This window comes from Pseudomonas sp. JL27(2026), assembly GCF_056933555.1.
The window spans coordinates 2988727-3015497 of sequence record NZ_CM167794.1 but is presented as its reverse complement, the minus strand read 5'-3'; the positions used below and the strand labels follow the sequence as shown (position 1 = coordinate 3015497).

Sequence of the window (26771 nt, the reverse complement as noted above, 5' to 3'; positions counted from 1 at the left end):
ACGATGCCCTTGCTATGGATATCGCCGGCCTAATACAGAACTACGGCTACCTCACGGTCGCCGTAGGGACCTTTTTGGAAGGGGAAACCATTCTCCTGATGGCGGGTGCTGCCGCTTACCGAGGCTATCTCGCGTTGCCTACGGTGATGCTCGTCGGAACGCTTGCAAGCTTTACCGGTGATCAGCTTTTCTTTTATGTGGGTCGACGATACGGGACAGCACTCCTGACGCGATTTCCTTCCGTGCAATCACGCGCAGCACGCGTCAGGGCGCTGCTGGAAAGGCATCACCTTCCGCTGATCCTGTCCATCCGATTCCTGTATGGCCTGCGCATCGCGGGGCCGATCGCGATCGGGATGAGCGGGGTTCCATGGTTCCGTTTTCTCATTCTCAACTTGGCCGGGGCTGTCGTTTGGGCAATGGTCATTGCCGGTGCGGGCTATGGCTTCGGACAGGCCCTGGCGTATCTGCTAGGGGGGGTTGATAGTGACGAGGCCTGGGTGCTGGCCGCGATCATGCTCTCCGGATTGTTGTGGTGGCTTTTCGCGCGTCGCAGACCTCCTGCGAACCTTGGAAAATAGCGGCCCTCCGTTACTCTCCGGAGATACGGATAGGCAGGCGGCGAAAGGATTGCACGTACGCTGATCCAATCAGGAAAGGAGCCACCATGCAGCACAGAGTCAAGCAATACCCGCGGTTAGCCGCAATGGCCATCGTTGCGCTGGCAACCCTGATCGGTGGTGCTCCAATTGTGAGCACGCCAGCCATGGCAACGGAACGGCCGGCTACGCCGGAGAAGAATCCACCCGGTGACATTCCAGACTCCCAGATCTTCGTGACCTATGCGTCGCCATTGGGCTTCTCGCTCAAGGTGCCTGAGGGGTGGGCGCGCACGGAGCGCCATGATGGGGCAAGCTTTTCGGATAAATACAACGCGGTCTCCGTAACCGTTGCATCCGCTTCCGCGACGCCCACTGTCGATCATGAGACCGCCGATCTGGTTCAGGTCGGGCGTGCGGTCAAGATAGAGAACACCAGGAACGTGGAGCTTCGATCTGGTACAGCGCTTCTGATTGTTTACACATCGAATTCCGAACCCAATCCGATCACGAACAAGCAATTGCGCCTGGAGAGCAATCGTTACCTGATCTACCTGGGCGGCAAACTAGCCACCCTCGATCTCTCTGCGCCACTCGGAGCCGACAATGTCGACCAATGGGACCTCATGTCAAATTCATTCCAATGGCGCTGAGGCGTGGTTGTTGGAAGCGTTTGAACTCTACCGTTTTTACCATAGCGGCGACGACGAGACGGCTGCGTTACGCGGTGTTTCGCTGCGGCTGCGGGCGGGGGAGTTCGTAGCCCTGATGGGGCCGTCCGGGAGCGGTAAGTCCACGCTTCTGGCTTGCCTCGCCGGGCTGGATGAGCCAGATGGTGGCCATGTCGAGGTTATGGGACTGCGCATGTCGCGGCGGCCCGAAGCCGCCCGCGCCGCTTTGCGGGCTCGGCACATTGGCATCCTGATGCAATCGGGCAACCTGTTTGAGCATCTCACGCTGGAGGCCAATATAAAGCTGCAGATGTCGCTGTCGAACCTGTCCGACCGGCAAACGATAGACCACTTGCTGGAGGTGATGGAGCTTACCCGGCAACGCCGCGCATACCCCTCGCAATTGTCGGGGGGCGAGGTTGCGCGCGCCGGACTGGCGGTTGCCTTGTCGTCAAATCCAAAAGTGCTTCTGGCGGATGAGCCCACCGCGGAAGTGGATGCAATCACCGAAGCCAACATCCTGAACCATTTGATGGAACGATGCCGCGCAGGGGGCGCGGTCCTGATCGCGACGCACAGCATGGCCTTCACCTCTCATGCCGATCGTCTCCTCCACATTCGAGATGGACGCATCACTCATGCCTGACACCCTGATCGAGGCCCAATCGGTGGGCCGGCGCTACCCCCAAGGCGGGGTATCTATTGCCGCAGTCGCCTCTGCGACGTTCCATTTGTGTGCGGGAGACCGAATTGCGCTGGTCGGCAGATCCGGAAGCGGCAAGTCGACCTTATTACACCTCATGGCGGGACTCGACGTGCCGACTAGCGGGACGGTTAAGTGGCCTGCGCTGGGCGCTGCCGACACGCTTTTGCCCGAGAAGATTGCGCTGGTATTTCAGGCGCCGAGCTTGCTGGAGTCGTTGACCGTGAGCGAGAACGTTGCGCTGCCACTGCTCATGGCAAAAGCGACAGGCGATATTGGCCGGGCGGTGGCGGATGCGCTCGCCACCTTCGGTTTGGAGAACTTGGCACGCAAACTGCCCGAAGAGCTATCCGGTGGGCAGATGCAACGTGTCGCCATGGCCCGCGCGATTGTCGGCAACCCCTGCGTCATCCTGGCCGACGAACCAACCGGCCAACTCGATCAGCCAACCGGCCGCGCATTACTCGATGCGCTTCTCGCACATCTCGCCGGTACCGGAACGGCGCTCGTCATCGCTACCCATGATCTGGCGGTGGCCAAGCGCATGGATAGGATGTGGCAAATGGAGCGCGGCACCCTTATCGAAACCGTCAACCCCGTGGAGAGCATATGACCTGGTTGTGGTTTTTCGGCCTCGTCAATGAACGCAAGGGGCGCCTCGCCGGTGCCGCGGCGGGCATTATGCTCACCGTGGCGTTACTGGCCGCGCTCGGCGCATTTCTGGCCCAGAGCACCGCTTCGATGACGCGCCGCGCCGTCGCGGGAGTACCGGTCGACTGGCAGGTGCAACTGGTCCCTGGGACAAGCGCCCCGTCCGTCGCTGCAGCCATCGGAAAAGTTACTGCAGTTTCCAGACTGCAAACAGTTGGTTATGCCGATGTGGACGGTTTCGAAGCCCGTACCGGCGCGACCGTGCAGACAACGGGCAACGGCAAGGTGCTCGGATTAGATACCTCCTATGCGAGCGATTATCCGGCACAGTTTCGGACGCTGCTAGGTCGTCTGGATGGCACCCTTATCGCGCAGCAAACGGCGGCCAACTTGCATGTGACGGTCGGCGACGCTGTAACGATCCATCGTGCCGGCCTTGCGCCAGCCGAGGTCAGGGTGGCCGGGATTGTCGATTTGCCGCATGTCGATTCGATGTTCCAGACCATCGGGGTTCCGGCCGGGGCGGCACCACAAGCGCCTCCGGACAATGTCCTGCTGATGCCCATCGTCGAGTGGCACCGCCTCTTTGACCCGCAGGCGGCCATCCGGCCGGACTCGATTCGCGTACAACTGCATGTCCGGCTGGCGCATACCAGACTTCCGGGCGATCCGCAGGCTGCATTTGTGGCGGTGCAGGGTACGGCGAGAAACCTTGAAGCGCGCATCGCGGGCAACGGCATCGTGGCGGACAATCTGGCGGCGAGGCTCGACGCCGTACGCAGTGACGCCTTGTATGCCAAGGTACTGTTTCTGTTTCTCGGCGCACCGGGGGCCCTCCTGGCCGCCTTCCTGACGATGGCGGTGGTGGCATCTGGCGCCGGCCGGCGCCGACGCGACCAATCGTTGTTGCGAATTCGTGGTGCCTCGCGCGCGCAAATCATGAAACTGGCGGCGGTCGAAGCTGCGTGCGTTGGCATTGGCGGCACGATTGCCGGACTGTTCCTTGCCACTCTCTTGTCCCGAATGCTGCTCGGCATTGGTATTTTCGCCGCCTCCGCCACCGGCTGGATCACAGTCTCAGTCCTGGCGGGCATTCTGCTCGCCCCAGCCGCCATTCTCGCAACGGCATGGATCGATGCCAGACAGACCACGGTCGCGACGGCCCGGATGACGATCGGCCACGATCGCGCCCGACTTTGGCAACGCATCGGCCTTGATTTCATTCTCATTGCCGTGTCGGCCCTCATTTTCTGGAGAACGTGGAGCACGGGCTATCAGGTCGTACTGGCCCCCGAAGGAACGCCGTCATCATCGGTGGATTACCCGGCCTTTCTCGCGCCGGTCTTGCTATGGCTGGGTCTCGGATTGCTGACGGTCAGATTGTGTCTGCTGGGGCTCAATCGCGGTCGTGAACGACTGGCCAGGTGGCTGACCCCGATCGCGGGATCCCTTGCGGGAGTCGTTGCCGCCGCCATCAGCCGGCAGCGCAAACGAATGACGCAGGGTATCGCCTTGGTTGCGCTGGCCTTTGCTTTCGCGACATCGACCGCCGTCTTCAACACAACCTACAACGCGCAGACGCGCGTCGACGCCGAACTCACGAACGGTGCGGACGTGACGGTCACGGGCACGCCACAGACCCCCGCGTCAACGAAGCTCAAGGAACTCACCGTCTTATCCGGCGTGAGCGCTGCGCAACCGATGCAGCACCGGCTTGCCTACGTCGGTACTGACCTGCAAGACCTGTATGGTATAGACGCCATGCACATTGGGGATGCAACGAGGATGTCGAATGCGTATTTCGCGGGCGGAAATGCAAAAAAGACGCTCGACCTGCTCGCGCGAACTCCTGACGGCATTCTCGTTTCGGAAGAAACCGTCAAGGATTTCCAACTACAGGTCGGTGATGAACTCAACCTGCGGCTGCAAAATGCACAGGATCATCAGTATCACATTGTAAAATTCCACTTCATTGGTGTCGTGCGTGAATTTCCGACCGCGCCGCGAGACTCTTTCCTGGTGGCCAATGCTCGTTACGTTGCGCAGCAGACCAATGCCGACGCGGCCGAAGTCGTTCTGCTAAAGACGTCCACGCCGCCCGCGCAAGTTGCATCGGCTGCGCAGGCGATTGTCGCTGCGCTACCCGGGATAAAAGTCACCGAGCTTGGTCAGGCCCAGCGCCTCATAGGATCCAGCCTGACCGCGGTCGACCTTGGCGGACTGACGCGACTGGAACTTGGCTTCGCCGTTCTTCTGGTGGCAGGGGCAACAGGACTTAATTTCGCCCTCGGACTTACCGACCGGCGGCGCACCTTTGCCGTTCTCTCTGCCCTCGGAGCCAAACCCCGTCAGCTCGGTGCCTTTCTCTGGAGCGAAGCCTTATTGCTCTTTGTCGCTGGGACCAGCATCGGAACACTGGCCGGTTTTGCGCTCGCATGGATGCTGGTCAAGCTCTTGACGGGAGTTTTCGATCCCCCGCCCGAGCTGTTGAGTGTTCCGTGGCCCTATTTGGCCACCTTGGTCGGTGTAGCGTTCGTATCAGTCGTCTTCGCAGTGATTGGTGCGCAGCGCGAAACGCGTATCCCCGCGGTACAACGAATGCGCGATATCTGAGTTGATCGTATTTCGTGGGCGCCGACCGGTCGTTTCGGCTGTGAAATACCCTCAAGATGAGGGTTGGCCACCAGAATCAACGAAGGGGTCGAGGCGCAGGTCACCCAACCTCAAGTCAAGCACGCCGCGCAGATTACTCAGCACCAGGACGCCACCGCAACTCTGAAAACCTAGGCGTAGTTTACACCCCTGCAACTTGAACAAACCTAGCGGGCCCTGACCGATGACAAGACCAGCCATGGCAAAATCAACGAAGACCTGCACAGCAAGACTCTTCACTGCACACATCTCGCCCAGCAGGTATCGAAGCCGAACTTGAGGGGCTGCAATCGACGTTGACTGAGGCCAAAGTGCGTCAGCAACTCAAGCGCGCACAGCTCAGACGACAGATCCATGAACAGGAAAGCCCAACGCCCAGATCGTGCGCCGCTCAGCGTTGATCTGTGGACTTTCGCTACTCATATTTTCTCCTTTACTCATCGGAACCAAGGAGAGACCGCGCAAGGCAAAGCTCTTCTACTTAGTAGCGTTTGTAAGCGAACCAAACGCCCGCTAGGACTGCCCCCCAAACCAGAACAATGAGCACAGCAGCTACTTTATTCACTGGACGTTTCACCTGATTTTTTTCCCACTCACTTGCCTTTAGCTGGCACGCCTCAAGCACAGGCGGTGGCATCAGTCGGATTGCAAGCAGAATACCAAGCGGCAATATGATGACGTCGTCCAGATACCCGAGTACCGGAATGAAATCGGGAATGAGGTCGATTGGGCTCAACGCATAGGCCACGACAAAAACTGAAATCCACTTGGGCAGCCATGGGGTTTGTGGATGCTGATAACAAAACCAGAGAACCATGGTTTGACGCTTGAGATTCTTGGCCCAGCGACGTAGTTGTTCGAGGATGCCTTTCATTTGGTGCTCTTGCCTATCGTAGAGAGTGCAGGCTGATTTCTGACGGTTCAACCTGTATGTGGTGCATCAGTTTTACGGTCTCCGGAAAATCACACACCATCGGGAAGTTCCAAGGAGAAGCGGCTACCACCATTCGGGTTGGGCTCGTGTCGGATACCCCATCCCTGGTGATCTACAACGCGTTTGACGATGGATAGGCCCAAGCCCGAACCGCCCGTGAAATCATCATCGCCTCGAACAAACCGATCAAAGAGGCGGGCATGTACCGCATCGGGTAACCCCGTACCGCTGTCTTCTACGACAATTTGAGATGCATTCAAGTAGATGGTGATGATGCCGTGCTCCGTGTGCTGACAAGCATTACGTAGCAGGTTGCTCACCGCGATAGTGACCAGTTCAGGAATCGCCTTGACCGTCACGTCCTCGCTGGCAATAAGTCTGAACTCCAGAGGTTTGCCTCGCAGCAATGGCTGGCAGCGCGCCACTTCATGCTCAATCAGCGGTCTCAGATCGACTAAGACATGGTCTGTACTTTCCGGGGCTCGCGCAAACTGCAATAACGCTCCGACCTGTTGCGCGGTTTCAGCAGCGTTACGCCTGATGCGCTCAGTCATCACGAGAAGATCTGGACGGTCTTGCAGGCGACTGGTGAGGACTTCCGCCGCACCCAGCATGATCGTAAGAGGGGTTCGCAACTCATGACTGACGTCGGCGGTGAACCAACGTTCCCGCTGTACAGGTTGGCCACGATGTCTGGGTTGTCTTCAATGATCAAAATTCGCATGGATTGGCCTATTTACCTACTCCAGACAGGGCACTCGCAGAGCTACAGACTCGGTGAATCGTCCTCGCAGCATCTAATGCCTTACGCCTGAGTTGGAGGCTGCATCGCTGCTGCATTTAGGCTCAATGGTGAAGGTACGTGAGACATCCACTGCCCCCAGGTTTTCCAAAGTGCGCCGCCCGATAAGCACGGGATAATTCATCTTGCCTCGATTCTTCAGTGAAAACTGCTCGTGATAGATTTGGTCGCCAATACAGATACTCATCAACACGACAGGCCGCCGCTCTTCACCACCAGCACCTCGAATCTTGACTCTGCGCTCGACCTTACGTTCAAAGGGCGTACTGACCTGTTTTCCCGTTTCAGTGTCTTTAACCTCGACATTGAATCGAACCCACCTTTCACCGTTTTTCTCAAACGGCTCAAGATCCTTGGCGTCCAAAGAGGAGGTCAATGCCCCCGTGTCGAGCTTGATCTTCACCGAGATGTTCTCAGGCACCAACACCCCTTCCTCAACCCATCCAAATACCTTCGCCGGGCTTTGAGTCGCCGACGCAGAGAAAGCGGGTTGTGTCAGTAGTAGCCCAAGGACGCCTGCAGCAAGCCATTTTTTGATTGAACGAGCCATGCCAGTTTCCTCCAGAATTCGATGACTCAGTCTGCGTCAAGCACTGTCAAGAACCCGTTAACACCGTTTCGGATAGTCATCATTTACGACCATGAAATTGTTCACAGGCGGATACCGCTTGCCGATCTTGCCGCCGGAATTCGCGGCTTACATCGCTGTGTCGATCTAACTAACGGCGTCTGTGCTGCTGGTGCTCGGTCTGGCGACACGCCCTGCAGCTGGGGTCATGCTTGGTATGACAACGATCATCGAGGTGTTTGTCTATCCCCAGGCATGGCCGACACATACCCAGTGGGCGGCTATGCTGCTGGTGCTTCTGGCGCGCGGGTTGACGCAATTTCGCCAGTCCCTGCAAATTGACCGACAAGGATTTGACTAGACAGCGAATACTCTAAATCCGTTCGCCTCATCGTTGGGCCGGGTTTCATGAAGAAGATGGCAGGTTCGGTTATAGGGTCCTGAGCTGCACAAGTTGACTGGAGAGCACCGCATTGTTTTGTAGGAGGCCCTGTTTTTCTGTGGCCAACTCGGTCAATCGGGTTTCAGTGTGGGTTAAGCGCTCCGCCAGGAGGTTTCGCTCTCGCTTGGTCACGGCCAGGTTGATCTGCATCTCAGCCAAACACTGTTCGCTTTGCTCATGGCGCTGTTCCAGCGTCTGATGGTTCTGTTTCAACTCGGTCAGTTGATGCGTTACGTGCTCATACCCGCGGCGGCTTTGGGTGAGCGCTTCCTGAGCTGTGAGCAGGGAGCTCTGTAGGTGTTCGTTGTCTTGCGACTGACGCTGCTCCTGTGCCTGCAATTCACCCAGCTGAGTTTGCTGAACAAGCAGTCGTTGCCGGAGTTCGGTCAATTCGTGTTCCAGGCGCTGCTGGCGTTGTTCCGCGCTCTGGCGCTCGTCGGCGCGTTGTTGAGCGACCGACGCCTGGTAGTGCTCAAACTGCCCCCGTGCTTGCTGCAATTGTTGGGTCAATGCAGCCACCTCGTTGCCACGGTCAACCAGCCGCTGTTCGTGGCCGCGCTTTTCACTGTCCAAACCGGCCAAGGTCACCTCCTGACGCTGCACGACTTCAGCCAGCCCTTGGTTGCGCGTAGTGGCGGCGGTCAACGCCTGGGCTTGCTGCTCCTGGACGTTGAGTAGAACTTCCTGCTCCACAACCGCCTGCTGCAACTGCTCGTGCAGCGTCGCGATGGCGGCCTGATGCCGCTGCTCAGCCTGCTCGACTTGCAGGGCCGCCTCCGTCTGGACTTTTTCGTACACACCTTTCAGCGCTAGGACCAATTCGGCGGGCAAGCCGAGTTCGGCCTGCGCCACCGTACTGGGGTGCGCGCTTTTCCAGCGTTTTAACAAGGGGGCCAGGGTGCTTTTGCTGCCGGTCCCGCCCAGAGCGGCACGGATGCTGTCGATCGTGGGGTTGTGGCCTTCGGCCACGAGCCGGGCCGCCGCTTGGGCGACATGCACATAGAGGACGCCAGAGCGGGCCATCGCTACCTCGGATTTTTCGTACCGTATTATGGACAACGTAATACTTCGGTTTAAGTACAGAATAGTTAAGCTCGATGAAACGTCCAGCTCACCCTCGATAAGGGCACTTATCGCGGGTTAGACGATCACGATCGACATTTGCTTCTATAATCTATGGTACACACGGCCTAAGCAGGCGTTTCGAGATGACGGCCAGTAATAACGACGAAAGTGTCTCCCCAGTCCCGCTCGACGAACCGATTGCGCTGGTGCGTACCCCCGGTACGCTCGCAACACCCGAACAGTTGGCTCAGCAACATCAACGTTTTCTGGCAGCGGCCACTTCCGACAACACCCGACGCACCTACCGCTCGGCTATCCGCCACTTTCAGGCCTGGGGCGGCGTGCTGCCGTGCGATGAAGCGGCGGTGATTCGTTACCTGCTGGCCTTCGCGGACGTTTTGAACACACGGACCCTGGCGCTGCGTCTGACCGCGCTGTCGCAATGGCACCGCTATCAGGGTTTCCCCGATCCCGCCGCTACTGCCACCGTGCGCAAAACCTTGCGCGGTATTGAGCGGGTGAACGGGCGTCCTCGACAAAAAGCCAAAGCCCTGCTGCTGGAGGATCTTGAACTCATCGTTTCACACTTGGACACGCTCGAAGGGCTCGCCGCGCGGCGTGATAGCGCGCTGCTACAGGTGGGGTATTTTGGAGCGTTCCGACGTAGCGAACTGGTCATGCTGGAAGTGCACTATTTGCACTGGGAGCGGGAAGGACTGAGGATCACGCTGCCGCGTTCCAAGACCGATCAGGAAGGCGAGGGATTGGACAAAGCAATCCCGTTCGGCGACAGCATTTGCTGCCCAGCGAAGGCACTACGGTGCTGGTTGGATGCTGCTCAGATCGAGCAGGGTCCACTGTTCCGAGGCATCAATCGCTGGGGAGTACTCGGCGAGGTGGCGCTGCACGAGGGTAGCGTGAATGCCATCCTGTCGGCACGTGCCGAAGCCGCAGGGCTGGCGTATGTGCCCGAGATGAGCAGCCACAGTCTGCGCCGTGGACTGGCCACCAGCGCCCATCGGGCAGGGGCGGACTTTCTGGAGATCAAGCGTCAGGGTGGCTGGCGGCACGACGGCACCGTACACGGCTATATCGAGGAGGCGAAAGCCTTCGAGGAAAACGCGGCGGGCTCGCTACTGCGGCGCAAGCCATAGCTAGGTACGGGGTGACAGCCCCTGGGCATTGGCTTAAGTCGAAAATCTAATAATATAAAAAATACCATAATTACAATAACTTACAGAACGAATGTCCTAAATTTCCTTTATCTCGGCACAACCCCAAGTACGGCGGCCCATCAGGATTTTTTAGCATTCAACAGCCATCACGAGCGCATTGACTTCTTACATGCGGGGATAAGAGATAAGCGCATTCAAGGCGCTTTGACCGATAGTTATCATGCACTTCGGTTAGATAAAGGGACAACCACAGCAGAGGCGTTCCTCGCCGTACACGCCACGGCGCTGCACGTGACACCTTTCGGAGGCTGCATCCACGATTTCTCCCAAGCGCCCTGCCCTAAGCATCTTCAGTGCTGGAATGGCTGCTCGCATCTCCATCTGATGGGCACTCCATCGGAGAAGGCAAACCTTGAAAAACAAGCCAAGAATCTGATGAAGGCAATTACCATCATGCGCGACGCAGGCGCCGGAGAGGCAGGCAGCGATGTATGGCTGGCGGATCAGGAGGACAAGCTCAACAATTTAAAATCCGTCCTCGCACTCGATACCAATGCAGATGTGCTGCGCGTATTTCCAAATGGGCATCCCATGACGGTTGCAGACACCGTCAAACGGCACAGTTCGGTTTCAGATGATTAGAGGCGACCATGGCGCAACGACAGACCTTGAGGGGTGGCACCTTGGACGAGGCAATCGATGCCCTCCTCGCCCAAATGATTAGCTTAGGCTTGGAGCTCGCGCCTATCTCACGCCCCGAAGTGCAGCGTCGATTAGGCCTGACGAGCCGCGCGACCTTAGTGGGAGAGCGAGGTCGGCGAATCGAGTCTGCCCGTATCGCACAACTGAAGGAAAGCGGAAGAGATCCGGACGGTGCCCGCCGGCGAAGAAGCTTCGAAGAGCGTATTGCTAATCTGCAAGCGGAGAATGCCGACTTGATAAAACAACGAGACCAGCTCTATGAAGCGCTGTCGACAATTGCGCATAACTGTCTGCTGAAAGGACTGGATGTCGAGAACATCCTGACTCCATTACGAAAGCGGTAAATGGCAGGAAGTTGTATCGCCTCTGGTATATGCAGCGAGCGCGCAAGATTGCCTAACTAGAATAGCCAGTTCTCTTACCTGTTGCCGCGGCAAAGTGCCGAGTCTGATATTTCAGCAGGCTTTTCATCTGTGCAGTTATATCTTCTTCAAGCCCCCAGCGAAGTGCCTTCTTGTCGAGCTTATAATCCATAAAAAGCTGCTGACCAACTTTCGATGGAGGAGTATCTTTAAGATCGCCCCACAAGGTCAAAATACTTTGTAGCGATTTCGCCTTTATATCACTTAAGCATGGAAAAGATATCAGCCGGTCGACTAAATACAGCGCCCTCCTCGCCTGGTCGGAATCTATTGACTCACTACTAAGCTCGCTCTTAATTAAGCATTCAACTTTAAGTTCTCCATACCATACTTCCAAGGCAAGCTTAGCCAGCAGTTCGACAGAGGCGGTACTTGGTGGGCTTCTGTAAAAAGCTCTGAAGAGAGATAAAAACTCGCCATCTGACTCACAACCCAGGAACATAATGATCTCCAGCAGTCGAGCTCCTATTTACTTCCTATAAATTACTCTATTTTTCACCACCTGTCCCTGCGGAACACAGCCTTCTCGGTAGGTATGGCCGCCATTCAGTTTATATACGTAGGCTAAGTGTTGCCCCCTATGATCCAGTGCCTCACTGAGCCCGATTAACTCCTCCATTCGCCAGCCGGAGCTTCCATTCAACCAACCGGGGCTAACTAGCTGTATACCGTCAACCATATGGGGGGTACTTCCTTCCTCTGTCAACAAGCCTTGAATAAGGGATACTTCTCCCGTCAATAGCATTCTACGCATCGACAGCTCCCCGCTGTACTCAAAGCGAGAGATATAGAACCATGGACAGTGCAGAGCTTGCTCAACGTACCGCCATAAGCGAGTCCCCTCTCCAGAGAGCTGAGAGAGATCAAAGCTGCTGATTTCCGCCTGTTTGTGCGTTCTGAACATCTCACCTCCAAAATGAACACTATAGATTGTAGTCCTAAAGGATGCGAGACGGCTTTATCACTCATTTTGCGAGATGTGCAAAATGGAGTTGAAAACGGCTTTTGGTCAGGCCTTGAAGCAATTCAGGACCACGCATGGGCTCACTCAAGAAGATTTTTCCGATGTGAGTAGCCGGACGTACCTAAGCACGCTGGAGAGAGGGCTTAAAAGCCCAACGCTGGATAAGCTTCAGGAGATCGCCCCCGTTATGGGTGTTCATCCGCTCTCCATTCTGGTTCACACCTATCTTCTCCAATGCCCAGACCAAGGCATGGATGAGTTACTTGAGCGTGTTTGTAAAGACCTTTCAGTCCTGCTTTGATCCTATCAGGACACCGGTAGCCAAAAGAGTTCACCCGCGTCCAAGGCAAAAGAAGTGTTAGGCAGTCAAAGCATAGGCTGGTGATGTCTACCGTGGCTGGGCAGTCCAAGATGCCAGTCAGGAGTGAAGCCAGCATCCCTGAAGACCAGCTCGTTGACCTGGAAGGCATTTACGCCTGAGCCATACAGCCGATTTCAGTGATGCCTTGCTCAAAACCGGCCTTGTAGCCAGCGAAGTCGTCTCAGACCAACTTGCCGTTCCAAGTGCCCAGGAAGTTGCGCGCATGTTCGCCGGCACGGCTTGGGCTGAAGTCGTAGACCACCGCGTTGAGCGCCGAAAACGGCGTGGTGCTGTAGGCCCAGACATAGGCCCGGTGAGTTTTTTTCTCGCCTGGGGCAAGCATTTGCACCGGTGTTTCATCGGCGTGAATCACGCCTTGGTTCAGCACCGCTTCACGCAGTGCATCAACCAGCGGTTGGAGCCGCACGCCGGTTTGTCCGACCCACTGAGCCAAGGTCGAGCGCGCAATTGCCAGCCCGGCGCGGCCAAAGATTTTCTCCTGCCGGTACAGCGGCAAGTGATCGGCAAACTTGGCCACCATGACGTGGGCGAGCAAACCTGCGGTCGGGATACCTTTGTCGATAACCTGCGCCGGCACCGGTGCCTGGATCAGTGTTTCGCACTGGCGGCAGGCCCATTTGCCACGCACATGTTGCTCGACGGTAAGAGCTTCGTTGGCGCATGGGAATCCTGGCGATAAGGGTGATCGCGTCCGCTTAAAAATACGCGGACACCATCGCCCTTAAAGCTGGAGTTCGGAAGGTGACTTGGCCGGACGCTTACGCTCGAGCTACCTCTAAGGGCCCTCCAGACCTGTGAGTCGGGCGGCTAGTTGCTGTTCACACTCGAGCCCGCCTAAGTCTGCCAATGGCCTTAGGGAGCAACCGTCATCAGTCTCGTCGGAGCTCCCCCAAAAAACCATGCCACACAAGTCACCACGCCAGTCGTGGCATTGGATCCAGTGCGTTATGATCGCCTGCAATTAAACAAGGCTGCTCAGGGAGCGGCAGGCCGGAGAAACATGCACATTTCCAAACTAACCCTGATCAACTACAGGAACTTCAAGAGCACGTCTCTCCGGTTTCACAAGGGAGTGAACACCATCATCGGAGAGAACGGCTCCGGTAAGTCGAACATCCTGCGGGCAATCCGCCTTCTACTCGACGATACGATGGTGCGGGCTGCTTACCGCCTGGAAGAGTCTGATTTCAGCCGCTCACTCGGCCAATGGCAGGGTCACTGGATCATCATTAGTGTGGAGTTTGAGGAGATCAGCACCGACGAATCCGTGCAGGCGCTGTTCCTCCACGGTGCAGCAGTGCTGGACGAGCCTACCGTTCGCAAGGCGACCTACAACCTTATTTTCCGCCCGAAGAAAGAAATTCGATCTAAGTTCGCTGCGCTCAATGTCTGGGATGAAGACGAGCTAGCGCAAATCCGCAGCACGATTACGATCAACGACTACGAAACGATTTTCACGGGACGAAGCGAGGCCGACTTCAGCGACCCAAAAGTCTACAAAGAACTTGTTGGCGATTTCGAGCTGTGCGACTTCTCATCAGAAACGGAGTTTCCGGAAATCGGGTCGAAGGTCCCCGGCTTTCTCTCCGTTACCAAAGAGGTATCGCTGACCTTTATCCAGGCTTTGCGTGACGTCGTTGCGGAATTCCACAACAACCGTACGAACCCGTTGCTTACCCTACTCAAAAGCAAGAGTGGGCAGATCAACCCCGCCTCGATGGAGCCCATCACCGAGATGGTCCGCGAACTCAACACTTCCATCGAGAATCTGGAGGACGTTCAGTCGGTTCGTAATCATATTCGCGAGACCATCAAGGACGCCGCGGGTGAAACCTACTCGCCAGCGTCACTATCGATCAAATCTGACCTGCCGGAAGAAGCCGATAAGCTTTTCCAGTCTCTTCGGCTTTTCGTGGGCGAATCAGAAGAGGGGTATGAAGGCGCGATTCATGAGTTGAGCCTGGGCGGGGCCAACCTCATCTACCTGACGCTCAAGCTGCTCGAGTTCAAATACCAGCGCGAAAAGATGGCCATGGCCAACTTCCTCCTGATCGAGGAACCAGAAGCGCACATCCATACCCACATCCAGAAAACTCTGTTCGACCGCATCGCGTACAGCGACGCACAGATCATCTACACCACCCACTCCACTCACATCTCCGAAGTGAGCAATGTAAGAAACGTCAACATCCTGGGACGTCACGGTGCACTCTGTGAGGCCTACCAGCCTGCCAAAGGCCTGGAGCCCGCCCAGATCAACAGCATCCAGCGCTACCTAGATGCAGTGCGTAGCAACCTACTCTTCGCCAAAAGCGTGATACTCGTCGAGGGTGATGTGGAGGAAATTCTGATACCAATCCTCCTTAAGCAAGTGCTGGGGGTAAGCGTTGACGAGTTGGGCATCAGCGTTATCAACATTCGTAGTACAGGCTTCAAAAACGTAGCCGTCCTGTTCCACAACCTGCGCATTCGAAAGCGATGCGCCATCGTCACGGACCTGGACCAGGCGTTCTTCGACATCACCATTCAGGCAACTGATATAGAAGCCACGACGAAGAGAAAAGCCAAAGCCGCTGGGTCACAGAAAGCCGGTTTAGAACGGCAGGCCGATTTGACGGCATTCACTGCGGGAAATCCATGGCTCGAAACCTTCTACGCCAAACACACCTTCGAGGTCGACTTTGTCGCTGCCGGCAACCATGAAGCCGTCGTTCAAACCCTTCCAGAAGTCTACAAGGACGATGACACCAGGGAGCTAGCGAAGCAGCAGCTCCAATCGGGGCATTTGAGCCAAATGGGCAGCCGGACGTTGACGATGGCCAAACAGGAGGGCAAAGGATGGTTCGCTCTCTTGCTCGCTGAATACATTACTCCCGAAGTCCAGATCCCGGGCTACATCCTGCAAGCCATTCATTTCGCACATGGCACGTTCCCCCTCCCCCTTCTTGCCCGAGTCTTCCAATATCGCGCGGAATGTCGGTTCGGATCCAACCCAGTGGATCCTTCGATGAAAAAAGCATTTTTGTATGACGTAGATCGCTTTGTACACGAGCATATAGACTTGGAAACACTCAAAACGTCGATCGACCTCATGCTACCTGGGGATGCCGTCAACGACTTCCTTGCGGAAATGCAGTGATGTTCACTTGGGATCCGAAGGACCTCAATCCTGAGCAGGCGGCGGCTGTGATCGAGCCGTCGAGTATCTTCCTGATTGCATGCCCTGGCAGCGGTAAAACACGCACCTTGACCTACAAGATTGCCTACGAGCTATCTCGCCGTACTGATAAGCGCATAGTTGTAGCCATTACCTACACCCATCGCGCCGCCGATGAGATTCAAGAACGTATCGAGGACCTGGGAGTCGACACCTCGTGCCTATGGATCGGTACGATCCATGCGTTCTGCCTTGAGTGGATCCTCAAACCATACGGCATCTATTCCTCTGACCTGGGGCAGGGTTACCGCGTCATCGACACGCATGATCGCGAGCGCCTACTGGAGAGGCTATGCGCACCATATAAAGGTGTCACTCACTGGGATTGCGATTATTACGTCACCGAGACGGGCTATCAGCTTGGCTGTCCAGACAGTCGAAAGCACCCTACGATTCAACAGGTTCTGAATGCATACTTCGATGAGCTTTCAGCAAATCGACAGATCGACTTCGAACTGATTCTTTGGCACGCCTACACCTTGGTGCGGGACAGAGCCCACATCGCAGTTCTGCTGTCACGAGTGTTTTCCCACATCCTCGTGGATGAGTATCAGGACACCAAACAAATTCAGTACAGTCTCGTGACGTCCATTCTTCGTGCAGGCTGCGGACAGACCAAGACGCTCATCGTAGGCGATCCGAATCAGGCCATCTACGGCACGCTGGGTGGCTACGCGATGCCGGTGGAGGAGTTCCGCATCCGAGCCGGGATCCCGATCAAGGAGTTGGCTCTCAGCCTCAATTACCGGTCCAGCGAGCGAATCATCAACTACTTTTCGAACTACAAGGTACATGAGACAAGTATCAACGGCGCAGGTAAACATGCCACGTTTCCCAGCCAAGTGACCTACAATCAGGACGCGACGCGAAGCGACGTGCATGACGAGATCGTCAGGTTGATTCAGGCAAGCCTCTCCGACGGCGCCACGCCCGAAAATATCTGCGTTCTCGCTCCACAGTGGGTCTTGCTGGCCTCAACGACGCGCAAATTGGTGGCGATGCTACCCGACCAGCAATTTGATGGCCCAGGTCTTGTCCCTTTCAGCAACAACATCGATAACTTCTGGTTCAAGCTTTCCAAAATCGTGCTGACGGAGTCCTCCCCGAGACTGCTGATTAGGCGAATGCGCTGGGCAAGCGACGTAATCAAAGACCTCAATAGCTTTGGCGTCGACACCACACGGCTAACACCACGCGCCTTACTGCGGGAGAGCAATGCGCTCACAGTTAATGAAACGGATGGACTCCGCTATCTGGACCAGGCTTTCACCGATCTGCTCAAGAGACTCGATATTTCCCAGGACGTCTTTCCAGCGCTCTCGACTCACCGAGAGGCATTTTTCAGCAGCTCGGCCGCGAGAATAGAGAGGCTGCAGAAAGACGGAGCGAGCTACATCAATCACGTTTCATTCTTCAAGAAAGTGTTTCGTGAACGAACTGGCATCACGGTTTCCACCATCCATGGCGTCAAAGGCGCCGAGTTCGACGTTGTCATCGCGTTTGGACTGCTGGAAGGTATGGTGCCGCACTTCAATGACCCGAATGGACAAATTGCGGCGAACAAACTCCTTTATGTATTGAGCTCTCGCGCTCGTAAGCACCTGCATCTGATCTCGGAAAAGGGACGAAGCAGAGGACGTTATGGTGAGTATGGCCCGACCGAATCACTCACTGCTTGCCGCTTTGACTACGACTCTCACTAAGATCCTCTGCCACAGTGCCCAATTGGCGTTCCAGCAGTGAGGAACCCTGCGGGGTCAAAGATGTTGCCGCTGACCGAAAAATGACGCAGTAAAGACTGTTCTGCCGACTGAAAACTGACCCAGGTGTTCAACTGCTTCCGCTCACTTTTCGAGCAGGAGAACACAGGGTGATCAGCATGGAAATGTTGGAAAAAATCCGGCGGATGTACTTCCGCGACAAACTCTCGCTGCATCAGATAGGCACTTAAGGTGCTCACTCTTTGTTGCCGGCCTGCCCACTGTTAATGCTTGTATGATTTTCGGCAAGTTCCACATGAGGCTTACAAGGCACCGTCTCTGCGGTGAGCGGGGTCAACGGGAACAACGAAACATAGACCCCATAGCCGGCACCAAAGACGCCAAACAGGAAACCAGCAAAGGTATAGAAGCCTTGCCGTTTACTCCGCGAGTCGTTTGCCTTCAGTAGCTCTTTGAAATGGGCCGTTAATGGATGCAGTAAGTGCGTCTGTCCCGATAGGCTTTTTTGAATACGCTCAAGCTCAAGGCGTGTCTCGCCGGGCAGGCCCTCGAAAGGCTCTTCAAGCTCATATTCAGCCACCAGCGCATCAAGCAATTTACGGCGCGTTCCATTCGCATCATCTTTTTGGGTACCCACAATCAAATCGCGGACCAAATATCTGAGCTCAAGGTATGCCACCTGCTTGCTGACCCCGGCAGTTGAAGCAACCAAGCAAATATCCGCCCAGCCTGGCTGACCGGCTTCCAGAGCTCCTCGGAGACCCTTGCAAAACCTAGACTGGCGGACGGCAGTATCAATAGCGTCACCGAAAATGAATATAAGCCATACAACAGTACCACCCAAGACAGCAACGAAGGCCGCAGCCGCCCAATCAGTCCAACTCATTACCAGGCTACCTTCCATTCGACCTTGTGAGTGAGCATTTGTGATCTGCCCGTACATTTGGGGGTGCGAAACACGCTTTGTCCGGTTCGTACCCTACGTTGGATATTGTACGGGAGCGGCACGATAGCAAGGAAAATCAGGCATGGATCCTATGCTGGAGAATTTTTCTGTCAGGCGATTATCGCGTCGAAATCTAAAGACAGGTGAAAGAGTTATGAGGTAACGCATGGACTCTATTTGGTTGGGCACCCATAGGGTGCCACTAATTGAACCAATGTTTCGTGGTCTAGCCGTTTCGTATAGCCTCTAGTCCTCTGTCCATTGCCAAAGCTGCAGTCACGATCGTATTAACCGCGGCGCGATCAAACTCATGATCTCGCTGGGAATCGTGCGTTCCGCTGTTCAGGTAATTCCATTCAATTGACGTTCCGCTGACTCGAAGCAAGGCATCAAGGCCAGCTAAAAATTCCTGCACACCTTGAGTTGGGGCCTGGATTCTAGCCATACCACTGCGAAGCTTCAGGCACTTGTTGTTTAGCTCCCAGTTCGCACGTGGGCCAGCTAGCTTGAGCTCCAGGCGTGCGTCATGACGCTTCCCGAACCACGTCCATGCTCGGTCGGTTAGGCTTTCGATGGCAGCCCTCGAATGGCGTAACGCATCCCGCTTCTCTTGCGCCTGCAGCGAGGCTTGCGCAAGCAAAACATAGTTCTTGGTGGGCGGATCAGTATCGATGCGAAGGTGATGCTCGCCCTGGTGAGGAAGGAAGCGGTACCGGCGTATCTGAGCTGCTCGCTGAGCACCGATCTCCTGTTGGATTCGATGCAGAAACTCCTCGGCATGCGAGGTAAGGATGACCTGCTTGGCGTCGAGCAGCCCGCTTTCAAAGAACGTACGCCAAATGCCGTCTCGGTGTTCATCATCAATGGCGTTCACAACATCATCAAATATTACGACCGGACAGTTCTCGGCCAGGTTCTTGGCTAAGAGAATCGCAAGCCCAAGGCACCGAATGTGCCCTTCGCTAAGGATCATGAGCGCATCAAATCGCAACCCTGGCTGACTCACGAACTCAATTTCAATTTTTCCGTTCTCAGCCAGCGGTAACCACAGTGCATGAATTTGCGCCGGCGGGGGGTCTTCTCGGTTGAAAGAGTTGTACAAGTCACGAGCGCTCTCTCCTAGACCTTGCAACAGCTGGCGCGGAAGGTCAGCGAGGTAGGCCTGAAGCACAGGGAGATAAGCGTCATAGGCGAGCTTGATGCGCTTGTTGTGCTCAATGACCGCCGCTTCCCGGGTGACCTCCTCGATCAGCTGTTTGTTATCAATCTCGAATTGAGCAATCGTCGCTCTCGCCTGCTCCAACTCGGTTACTGCCTGGGATCTCAGCAATCGGCAGCGTTCGATCTCGATCCGGAAGGCGTCGAGTCGATCTCGCTCCTGAGCAAAGTCCTGCCTCTGTAGAGCTAACTGGCGACTGTTGTTATCAGCCTGCTCGATGAGGGTGGCGAGATGGAGTAAACAGCGCCATGCTCTGCGCTCATCATCGACCCACACTTGAAGCCACTGGCCACTTGCATTCTGTGGCAGCGGAGGCAACTGTGACCCAGCGAGCTCTGTACGACAGACCTGCTCGGCTGCGATTAATGTTCGTTGCATTTCGGTGAGTAATGAGCGAAACGCTTCATCCAAATCGTTGCTGGCCTGCTGCACCCCTTGCTGAAGGGTCTTGAGTTCAGCAAGCTCAGCCAAGCCGGTGCGTGCCCGCTCAAACGGGTCGCGAGCAACTTTATCCAAACCGGTGCCACAAGCAGGGCACACTGTCGCTCCAGCTGACAGCTGCAAAACAGCCTCATAGAGATTCGAAAACGAGACGTCAGCCGCTCGGTCGGCAAGCAATCCCCGTGCAGCCTGGCTCACATCAAATAAGCGGTAAACGTCGTTTAGCCTCTGGTCCAGCCCAGCGGCTGTAGATCCATGAATGGCTGGCAATGCTGAGTCCAGGAGGCTTTGAACGTAGGCGAAGCGTCCCTGCGCCTCCACTGTCCCGAGGAGCCAATCGCTGCAGACCTGATACGTGCTACCGGGTTGAATACGCTCCGCTAGCGTGTTCTCGACCTGGGTAACGCCTGCGATGCGTTGCTCATGATTGTCGATCACATGCTGTGAAGCCGCGACCTGATTACGCCGCCCCTCAAGCTGAAGCGCCCTGATGCCGGAAAGGTGCAAGTTATCATCAAGGCTCGGGTTGAAACCTCGGACGAACTCGCTGAATTGTTCAACGCCGAACAATGTTGCGATCAACTGACGTTGATCCCCCGGTGTTCTCGCGGCGATCCGGCCGAAGTCATCTAGACGGTTCTTCTCTACGAAGCAGAACCTGTAATCTTCGTCGCTAACCCTCAAGGCTGCTACCTCTGCACCACCCACTGATGCGAACAGGCGCGGAATGTCATGACGGCCCAAGCGAGCATTGTTGCAGTAGGCCCGATGATCAAAGCGTTTTACCCCAGCCTCGCTAATCGAGCCCAGCATGGCTGTTTCCAGCGCTTCGAAAAAGCTGCTTTTACCTGTCCCGTTTGGCCCGTAAACCAGCGTAATGTCGTGGCTCAGGTCAAAGACTTCGGGCTGCATAAAGCCTCGGAAAGGGCCTACATCTAATCGCTGGAGGCGCACCTGCTGGCGGTCAGTCGGCGCGGTGTGAGCAATGACGGGTGATTGAGGATCGACGCCTGGAAGAGTCTGAAGGGCGAGCGGTGCTAGCCTTCCAGACCTTGCCCTACGAGTGGTTCCGACCTCTGCGAAATGCGGCAAGTGGCTCATGACAAGATTGGCCATGCGACGCACATCGTCATGCACTTGTTGGCCAGCGAGGTATCCAAGGAAACGTTGATATTCAGCTTGTAGACTCGACATACCTGCTCCGTACGACGTTGAACCACTACTAATGCCCCCTTCTCTGGGTGGCTGACGATGGAGCATAGTACGAAAGGCAAAGAATAATGGCCTAGTGACACAAGCTTTTATGAGCGGAGATCTCGTGCCTCTTGTTTGCTTGGGTTCATGCTGTGAACAAAGATCAATGAACACTCTCCATCGTATCAGCACTAAAGTCCCCATTAAAGCAAGGTTCTGGCCAGCTTATGAACAGCCCACTTTATAGCGTGTTGCGTTGGTCCTGTGCCCAGTCACGGTATGCCACAAACCTGTTGACGTCTTCACCACATACGCTCTGAATAGCCCTCCCTCAAGGAAAGGACTCAGAACGTGGAATCTGCCAATCATGCTGACATCAATCGCGCCGTCTTCGTAGTAGATGGGCCAGCGCAGATTCCACCCAACCTTCGGCTGAGTGACCTGGCCACTTTCCCTCGCGTCGTCATTCTCGGTGAGCCCGGGATCGGCAAGACCCACGCCCTCAAAAAACTGGCAGTCGATGCCAAGTCATCGGTTGTCGAGGTACGCGACTTCACGGTCTCTCCCACAACCGCCGACGCGGTGTTTCTGGATGCCTTGGATGAGTACATGGCCTATGAGCCGAGCCTCCTCGAACTCTCCAGAACGTTGAAGACCGTTGATCGCTGGCGCATATCCTGCCGCACGGAGTCATGGCGCCCAGCCTTCGTCAGCAAGGCGCTCCGCGCAGCAAGCAAAGATGAGATTGTCGTCGTGAAGCTGCTGCCGCTCGAAGTGTTCGAGCAAATAGCGCTACTTGAGCACTATCGCTGCTCGGACCCGCTTGAGTTTTTACGTCATGTCAATCAGGCAGGCGCTTATTCGCTCACCAAGAACCCACTCAGCCTTTACCTGTTGCATTCAATCGTCACCACGACCGGTACTTGGCCAAGGTCGAAACGTGACCTGTTTCAGTCAGCCATCGAAAAGCTTGGAAGCGAACACAATGACTTCCACCAGGAAACAAGGCGCTTTTCTCTAGATGAATGCTTGTCGAAGGCATCCCGATTGCTGCTGATGCTGCTGGTGACAGGCCACGGCACGGTCAGCCGCTTCGAGTCGCCGACGCGCAAGGTGCATGCCAAGCGGTCTATTACACTCAGCCAGTGCGGGTTGTCCAAGGAAGAACTGGACGCCGTGTTGGGCACCGCATTGTTTCAGGGGGACGGCAAGCATTTCACGCCTGCCCATCGGGTGGTAGCGGAGTATTTGGGTGGACATGCCCTCGCCCTGGCGGTCAAGGGCAACGGCGATCATTATCGCTGTCCGTTGAGTCGTGCTATCGGCCTGATCACGGGTGACGATGGAAAAAGCCCGAATGACTTGCGTGGCCTCTACGCTTGGTTTGCCGTTCATCTAGCCGAGATGGGGTTGCATGAGCAAGCGCTGGAACTGGTTCGCACAGATCCTGAGGCCGTACTGCTATACGGCGATGCCGCTGTATTCGACACCCGTGCCCGGGAGATATTGATTCAGGCAATGGGCGAACAGGACCCGCTTTTCGCCAAGCTTCCTGATGTGTCTGTTTCAGGACTAGTGGGGCCAGATATTGAACATTGCATACTGCAAAAGTTACAGGCCCCCTCCTCCTCTGCGCACACAATTTACGTCTTGTTGGCAGCCATTCCCCAAAGCGAACCACTTCCTTCGTTGTCCGCCGAATGCAAACAGATTGTGCTGGACTGGCGGCGTGACGCGCGTCTTCGATGCCTAGCGGTCGAAGCCTGGGGGCATTGCGCGCGCGCGACAGCCGAGGAGTATCGAGAGCTCTTTAACGCGCTCGAGTTCAATCCTCATGTCGGTTGCCAGAAGGTCAGAGTTCAGTTGTTGGCCGCTCTCGGTAGCGAACAGGTAACGATCGCCGATGTCGACTCAATCCTTGCCATCCTTCATGTCCTCAGTCAGCAACAGGATACCGTTCAGCGCGTACTCGATTCGTTAGCCTCTGTGCTAGTCCAGCAGGGACTCGCGTCGCGGGTATTCAACGATCGCTATTGCTCACCCGCGTCCGATAAAGTGCACCGTCTGTTTATCGAGTCGTTAGGCACGCTTTTACTGAAAGATCCGGCGGCGACGCTCGATTTCGTGATGCAGGTAGTGAAACTGATCGATGTCTGCCGTGACGCCCATAAAGATCAAGCCTTCATCCTCGCGTTGAAACAGTGGTTAATGAAGGCCAAGGACCGCGAAGAAGCGCTTTTTGAGCGCTGCGTACTCGGCTTTATAGACAATTACGATATTTCGGAGCGCCTGCGATTGCTCGAGGTCACGGCCAAACCGCAGTGGTTGGACTGGGTACTGGAAAACAAAGGTGATGACACACAAGGCGGGTTCAAGAACGCAGCGATACTTTGCATGCAACTGGTGATCGGTTCGAATGACAAGGACCTGGTTCGCCATGTGGAAACGCTGCTCATGCCCCGGAAAGCGGAAGTCGAAGGAATCTTTGAAATTTTGGCGATCGCCCGCGCTGACGATGACTTCGAGGATGACGCATTTTGTCATCCCTATACGTCCTTTGGCGTTCCGATACCAGAGGACATGCAGAAGCAGCTGGAGGAAATCCAAGAAGCCTGCATGTATGCATTTCGGTATTGCATGAACGCGTCGGAAGACGACACTAAACGTAACGCTGTGCTGCTGAACCTGGTCTGTCGCGCCCCGCAACTCCCCCTTGATGGATCGTTGCACACGGCGGCTGTGCTGATACGTGCCGAGCAGACCGGATCCGCAGGCCTGCCAGTACTGCCTCTGTCTACCTACGCCCATGCGATCAAGGGTTCGGCGGTTGTCATGGAGGAGAAGCGGCGCGAGCGCGTCATCCTGCTTTGCCTCGATCAATTGTTGATCGCCGGCGATGCAGGTGCAGCCCTGTTGGATCAGCTTATGAACTGCTCTGATAATGTCGTCAACTTCGTCTTCGACTGCATTGCGAAGCAGGATCGTCCATCTCCTGAGATGACAGAAACGATTCGTAGTCACGCTCTCTCCTGTCCACACCTGCGTCCCTATGCCTTGGTGCCGCTGCTGCGTGCCATGTCCAGGCATCTGTCTCGTTGCGAATGTATCGAGATCACTGAAACGCACCTTTCATCCCCAAACATGGGAGCCACTGCCGCATTTCTCTGGGCATGCTTCGGTATGCTGGCCGCGCCGGGGCGATTCCACGCCCCTATTGCCTCCAGCATGGAAACGGTGGATCGGAACGTCCTTTATGAGTGCGTGACACGGGCAGATTTTTTCCGTGACTTCTTCAGTGCTGCCCCGCAGGTGGAAGTGCCGTTGGTCAAATGCCTAATCGAGGGGCTGGGCCGCCATGCCCAGCACTACCCTGACACCATGGATGAAGGAAGTTTCGTACTCTCCCGGCTCATCGCCGATCTGGGTATCCCCTGCAATGAGGCAGCGATCGAGGCGCTGGATGATCTGTGTGCAATGGAACCTCTGAGAGCATGGCGGACTCTGCTTCAACACGAACGTGCGAACAGTCAGCGTGGCTTGAGAGCGATGCAGTACAAGCACGTTGACGTCCAATCCTTCGACGATGTACTAGGCGGCCGAGGCCCCATCAGTGTGAGAGACTTCCAGGCGCTGCTGGTCGAGTTACTGCTTCAGCACAATGATGAGATGGATTCGAGCGAGAACTCTACTTGGCAGCAATACTGGGACTACCCAAAGGAAACGGACACTCAGAAAAGAACGGGGTCACCTAAAATAGAGAATCATTGCCGGGATCACCTTGTCATTCGGCTCTATGACTGGCTGAAGGCATTCGGGAATATCAAGGCGACCAGCGAAGCGCAGTTGAACGCACAAGTCAGGGTGGATGTAATTGTTCGCGATGACAAAGGTCACGTTTTGCCGATCGAAATAAAACGCCATGACCATAAACACCTGCGAACCGCACCGCTCGATCAACTTGAATTCTATTCACGCACGAAGGGCGCCGATGGTTATGCTATTTACTTGGTGTATTGGTTCGGGAAAGACCTCAAGGCCTGCCCTGGTGAAAAGGCTAGCAGTGCTGTAGAGCTTTCAGACCAGCTCAAGCAGATGGTGCTGAACCAGGGCCTCGACAAGATCGAGGTGGTCGTCATCGATGTCTCCAAGAGAGGCCGTGACGTTTAGACAGTGATGCGCGGCCCTGAGGGTAGGGGCGAATATCCTCCGCCTGCAACTCCGCCTTGCCGTACCATGATGCGACTTCTGCCCCCCTCTAGTCCTGAAGGTTCCACTGCGCAAGCCCATAGGGAAAGCGAAGCCGTGAGAACGACATCGAGCATTCCTTCCGTGTCCGTACTCTCTGGCACGAGCCCTTTCAGAGTGCCGACGAGCTTTTTGTCCTCATCGTGCAACATCACACCACCGGCGTCCGGAAGGTAGAGCCAGGATGGACACCTGCGCGGTGAGCGTCGCCAGGTAGTGAGTGCGATAGCCGATCACCTCACTGTTGACGTGGGTCCCTCCACCCAGGTGCGACCATTGATCACCGTGCGCTTGACCTGTTCAACCGTCGACGTCGGCCCGTTGGTTGGTGGCGTGGGCAACTTCAGATGCGCTTCGTATTAGGCGAGGTTAAGGATCGGGGATGCGAACTCGAGCCGTTGCCCAGCAAGCTCTGCAGCAACGGACTATGCATTGGCTCGATGGCGAGCCAGATTTTTTTCGATGCGGATCATTGAATGAAGGCCCGAACAAATTGCGCGCAGTCTTGAAAATCTTCGGTTAGCCATCTCCCTGTGATCGATTGTGCATCCACGGACAGCGCAATAAATTGGTGCGGGGTACGGAAAACGCATTCTATGAACAGAAATCGATGAACAGCTTAGCTCTTCACCGGGATATTCAGCCAGAAATTGCGCTATGCCGGACTGGTCATGAACATCTGACATTGCCCATAAGTTAAATAGTCGATCATTCCGTAAGCGTTTCATTTCCATTCACCCGGCAGATTGAGCCGCTCGAAACCCACGTCATCAAGATCGATGGGCTCTGATCTGCATTGAGCCGAGGATTCAAGATACGCCGCGAGCCCGCTGTGGCTTCGCGGTATCACCTGCTCGCCGACTAAGCTGCCCTAGGTCACCCATTTCCGTTACAAGCAGCGCTGGGACCTGGGTATCCAAAGACTCAATCAGGGGCAAGTGATTAAGGGTAATGCCATATTCAGGCGTCGAAGATTCGAAGCTGTAGGTTCCCATCGTACCGTTCTGTTCGCCCTTCGCAGCGTTTGATTTTTTGCCCCCTGGATTTGAGATTTAG

At 55.8% G+C, this 26771-nt stretch carries 19 protein-coding genes and 2 pseudogenes; 12 read left to right on the top strand and 9 right to left on the bottom strand.

Going from position 1 to position 26771, the window contains the following annotated elements:
* Window positions 1-14 precede the first annotated feature (14 nt).
* The 5 genes from AC1Z1G_RS13595 to AC1Z1G_RS13575 all read left to right on the top strand — a co-directional run bounded on the left by AC1Z1G_RS13595 (window position 15) and on the right by AC1Z1G_RS13575 (window position 5237).
* A complete protein-coding gene (locus AC1Z1G_RS13595) occupies window positions 15-581 on the top strand; it encodes a DedA family protein (protein WP_483627692.1) in 567 nt (188 codons plus the stop codon).
* Between the two features lie 86 nt (window positions 582-667).
* Entirely contained in the window at window positions 668-1252 is a 585-nt protein-coding gene (locus AC1Z1G_RS13590) for a hypothetical protein (protein ID WP_483627690.1), read from the top strand.
* A gap of 10 nt (window positions 1253-1262) precedes the next feature.
* Complete coding sequence (locus AC1Z1G_RS13585; protein WP_483627688.1) at window positions 1263-1916, top strand: ABC transporter ATP-binding protein; 654 nt, start codon at window positions 1263-1265, stop codon at window positions 1914-1916.
* The gene (locus AC1Z1G_RS13580; protein WP_483627686.1) at window positions 1909-2586 is read left to right on the top strand and encodes an ABC transporter ATP-binding protein; all 678 of its coding nucleotides are present in this window, start codon (window positions 1909-1911) and stop codon (window positions 2584-2586) included. Before AC1Z1G_RS13585 ends, AC1Z1G_RS13580 begins: the two co-directional genes overlap by 8 nt.
* Entirely contained in the window at window positions 2583-5237 is a 2655-nt protein-coding gene (locus AC1Z1G_RS13575; RefSeq protein ID WP_483627684.1) for an ABC transporter permease, read from the top strand. The genes AC1Z1G_RS13580 and AC1Z1G_RS13575 overlap by 4 nt, the downstream gene beginning before the upstream one ends.
* A gap of 520 nt (window positions 5238-5757) precedes the next feature.
* Here the strand turns inward: AC1Z1G_RS13575 and AC1Z1G_RS13570 are convergent.
* The 5 genes and pseudogenes from AC1Z1G_RS13570 to AC1Z1G_RS13550 all read right to left on the bottom strand — a co-directional run bounded on the left by AC1Z1G_RS13570 (window position 5758) and on the right by AC1Z1G_RS13550 (window position 9045).
* Window positions 5758-6150 (bottom strand): YkvA family protein, encoded by a 393-nt coding sequence (locus tag AC1Z1G_RS13570; protein WP_483627682.1) that lies wholly within the window; start codon window positions 6148-6150, stop codon window positions 5758-5760.
* An 89-nt stretch (window positions 6151-6239) separates the two neighbouring features.
* The gene (locus AC1Z1G_RS13565) at window positions 6240-6707 is read right to left on the bottom strand and encodes a sensor histidine kinase (RefSeq protein WP_483627847.1); all 468 of its coding nucleotides are present in this window, start codon (window positions 6705-6707) and stop codon (window positions 6240-6242) included.
* Window positions 6702-6857 (bottom strand): annotated as a pseudogene (locus tag AC1Z1G_RS13560) (histidine kinase dimerization/phospho-acceptor domain-containing protein); the annotation flags it as partial. The pseudogene AC1Z1G_RS13560 and the gene AC1Z1G_RS13565, both read right to left, overlap by 6 nt.
* Before the next feature lie 150 nt (window positions 6858-7007).
* Window positions 7008-7562, bottom strand: coding sequence for a retropepsin-like aspartic peptidase RloA3 (gene rloA3 / locus AC1Z1G_RS13555; RefSeq protein ID WP_483627681.1), 555 nt, complete (start codon window positions 7560-7562; stop codon window positions 7008-7010).
* Window positions 7563-8010: 448 nt separating this feature from the next.
* On the bottom strand, window positions 8011-9045 hold the full coding sequence (locus AC1Z1G_RS13550) for a DNA-binding protein (RefSeq protein ID WP_483627680.1): 1035 nt from the start codon (window positions 9043-9045) through the stop codon (window positions 8011-8013).
* Window positions 9046-9230: 185 nt separating this feature from the next.
* On the opposite strand from AC1Z1G_RS13550, the gene AC1Z1G_RS13545 reads away from it, so the two are divergent.
* From AC1Z1G_RS13545 to AC1Z1G_RS13535, 3 genes are all read left to right on the top strand, one after another.
* Window positions 9231-10241 (top strand): site-specific integrase, encoded by a 1011-nt coding sequence (locus AC1Z1G_RS13545; protein ID WP_483627679.1) that lies wholly within the window; start codon window positions 9231-9233, stop codon window positions 10239-10241.
* A gap of 225 nt (window positions 10242-10466) precedes the next feature.
* Window positions 10467-10904 (top strand): hypothetical protein, encoded by a 438-nt coding sequence (locus tag AC1Z1G_RS13540; protein ID WP_483627678.1) that lies wholly within the window; start codon window positions 10467-10469, stop codon window positions 10902-10904.
* A 41-nt stretch (window positions 10905-10945) separates the two neighbouring features.
* On the top strand, window positions 10946-11308 hold the full coding sequence (locus tag AC1Z1G_RS13535) for a hypothetical protein (protein WP_483627676.1): 363 nt from the start codon (window positions 10946-10948) through the stop codon (window positions 11306-11308).
* A 52-nt stretch (window positions 11309-11360) separates the two neighbouring features.
* On the opposite strand, the gene AC1Z1G_RS13530 is transcribed toward AC1Z1G_RS13535, so the two are convergent.
* On the bottom strand, window positions 11361-11828 hold the full coding sequence (locus AC1Z1G_RS13530) for a hypothetical protein (RefSeq protein ID WP_483627674.1): 468 nt from the start codon (window positions 11826-11828) through the stop codon (window positions 11361-11363).
* A 544-nt stretch (window positions 11829-12372) separates the two neighbouring features.
* Between AC1Z1G_RS13530 and AC1Z1G_RS13525 the strand changes: the two genes are divergently transcribed.
* Window positions 12373-12651 carry a helix-turn-helix domain-containing protein gene (locus AC1Z1G_RS13525; RefSeq protein ID WP_483627673.1) on the top strand — a complete coding sequence of 93 codons (279 nt, stop codon included), beginning with the start codon at window positions 12373-12375 and terminating at the stop codon, window positions 12649-12651.
* Window positions 12652-12823: 172 nt separating this feature from the next.
* On the opposite strand, the pseudogene tnpC reads toward AC1Z1G_RS13525, so the two are convergent.
* A pseudogene (gene tnpC, locus AC1Z1G_RS13520) lies at window positions 12824-13375 on the bottom strand (IS66 family transposase); the annotation flags it as partial.
* 357 nt (window positions 13376-13732) lie between these two features.
* Here tnpC and AC1Z1G_RS13515 point away from each other — a divergent pair.
* Together AC1Z1G_RS13515 and AC1Z1G_RS13510 are read left to right on the top strand one after the other, a co-directional pair.
* Window positions 13733-15871 carry an AAA family ATPase gene (locus AC1Z1G_RS13515; RefSeq protein ID WP_483627671.1) on the top strand — a complete coding sequence of 713 codons (2139 nt, stop codon included), beginning with the start codon at window positions 13733-13735 and terminating at the stop codon, window positions 15869-15871.
* Entirely contained in the window at window positions 15871-17652 is a 1782-nt protein-coding gene (locus AC1Z1G_RS13510) for a UvrD-helicase domain-containing protein (protein ID WP_483627669.1), read from the top strand. Before AC1Z1G_RS13515 ends, AC1Z1G_RS13510 begins: the two co-directional genes overlap by 1 nt.
* A 253-nt stretch (window positions 17653-17905) precedes the next feature.
* Here AC1Z1G_RS13510 and AC1Z1G_RS13505 read toward each other — a convergent pair whose 3' ends face one another.
* Complete coding sequence (locus AC1Z1G_RS13505) at window positions 17906-18556, bottom strand: hypothetical protein (protein ID WP_483627667.1); 651 nt, start codon at window positions 18554-18556, stop codon at window positions 17906-17908.
* A gap of 286 nt (window positions 18557-18842) precedes the next feature.
* Entirely contained in the window at window positions 18843-21470 is a 2628-nt protein-coding gene (locus AC1Z1G_RS13500) for an AAA family ATPase (protein WP_483627665.1), read from the bottom strand.
* 351 nt (window positions 21471-21821) lie between these two features.
* Here AC1Z1G_RS13500 and AC1Z1G_RS13495 point away from each other — a divergent pair, with 351 nt between their 5' ends.
* The gene (locus AC1Z1G_RS13495) at window positions 21822-25637 is read left to right on the top strand and encodes an NACHT domain-containing protein (protein WP_483627663.1); all 3816 of its coding nucleotides are present in this window, start codon (window positions 21822-21824) and stop codon (window positions 25635-25637) included.
* Window positions 25638-26771 lie beyond the last annotated feature (1134 nt).

What these genes read in the sequence shown, in the direction of transcription:
- AC1Z1G_RS13550 (WP_483627680.1), bottom strand. Translation starts at nt 9,045, where the DNA reads ATGGCCCGCTCTGGCGTCCTCTATGTGCATGTCGCCCAAGCGGCGGCC.
- AC1Z1G_RS13525 (WP_483627673.1), top strand. Translation starts at nt 12,373, where the DNA reads ATGGAGTTGAAAACGGCTTTTGGTCAGGCCTTGAAGCAATTCAGGACC.
- AC1Z1G_RS13505 (WP_483627667.1), bottom strand. Translation starts at nt 18,556, where the DNA reads ATGAGTTGGACTGATTGGGCGGCTGCGGCCTTCGTTGCTGTCTTGGGT.
- AC1Z1G_RS13515 (WP_483627671.1), top strand. Translation starts at nt 13,733, where the DNA reads ATGCACATTTCCAAACTAACCCTGATCAACTACAGGAACTTCAAGAGC.
- AC1Z1G_RS13590 (WP_483627690.1), top strand. Translation starts at nt 668, where the DNA reads ATGCAGCACAGAGTCAAGCAATACCCGCGGTTAGCCGCAATGGCCATC.
- AC1Z1G_RS13580 (WP_483627686.1), top strand. Translation starts at nt 1,909, where the DNA reads ATGCCTGACACCCTGATCGAGGCCCAATCGGTGGGCCGGCGCTACCCC.
- AC1Z1G_RS13575 (WP_483627684.1), top strand. Translation starts at nt 2,583, where the DNA reads ATGACCTGGTTGTGGTTTTTCGGCCTCGTCAATGAACGCAAGGGGCGC.
- AC1Z1G_RS13595 (WP_483627692.1), top strand. Translation starts at nt 15, where the DNA reads ATGGATATCGCCGGCCTAATACAGAACTACGGCTACCTCACGGTCGCC.
- AC1Z1G_RS13510 (WP_483627669.1), top strand. Translation starts at nt 15,871, where the DNA reads ATGTTCACTTGGGATCCGAAGGACCTCAATCCTGAGCAGGCGGCGGCT.
- AC1Z1G_RS13500 (WP_483627665.1), bottom strand. Translation starts at nt 21,470, where the DNA reads ATGTCGAGTCTACAAGCTGAATATCAACGTTTCCTTGGATACCTCGCT.
- AC1Z1G_RS13530 (WP_483627674.1), bottom strand. Translation starts at nt 11,828, where the DNA reads ATGTTCCTGGGTTGTGAGTCAGATGGCGAGTTTTTATCTCTCTTCAGA.
- AC1Z1G_RS13570 (WP_483627682.1), bottom strand. Translation starts at nt 6,150, where the DNA reads ATGAAAGGCATCCTCGAACAACTACGTCGCTGGGCCAAGAATCTCAAG.
- AC1Z1G_RS13545 (WP_483627679.1), top strand. Translation starts at nt 9,231, where the DNA reads ATGACGGCCAGTAATAACGACGAAAGTGTCTCCCCAGTCCCGCTCGAC.
- rloA3 (WP_483627681.1), bottom strand. Translation starts at nt 7,562, where the DNA reads ATGGCTCGTTCAATCAAAAAATGGCTTGCTGCAGGCGTCCTTGGGCTA.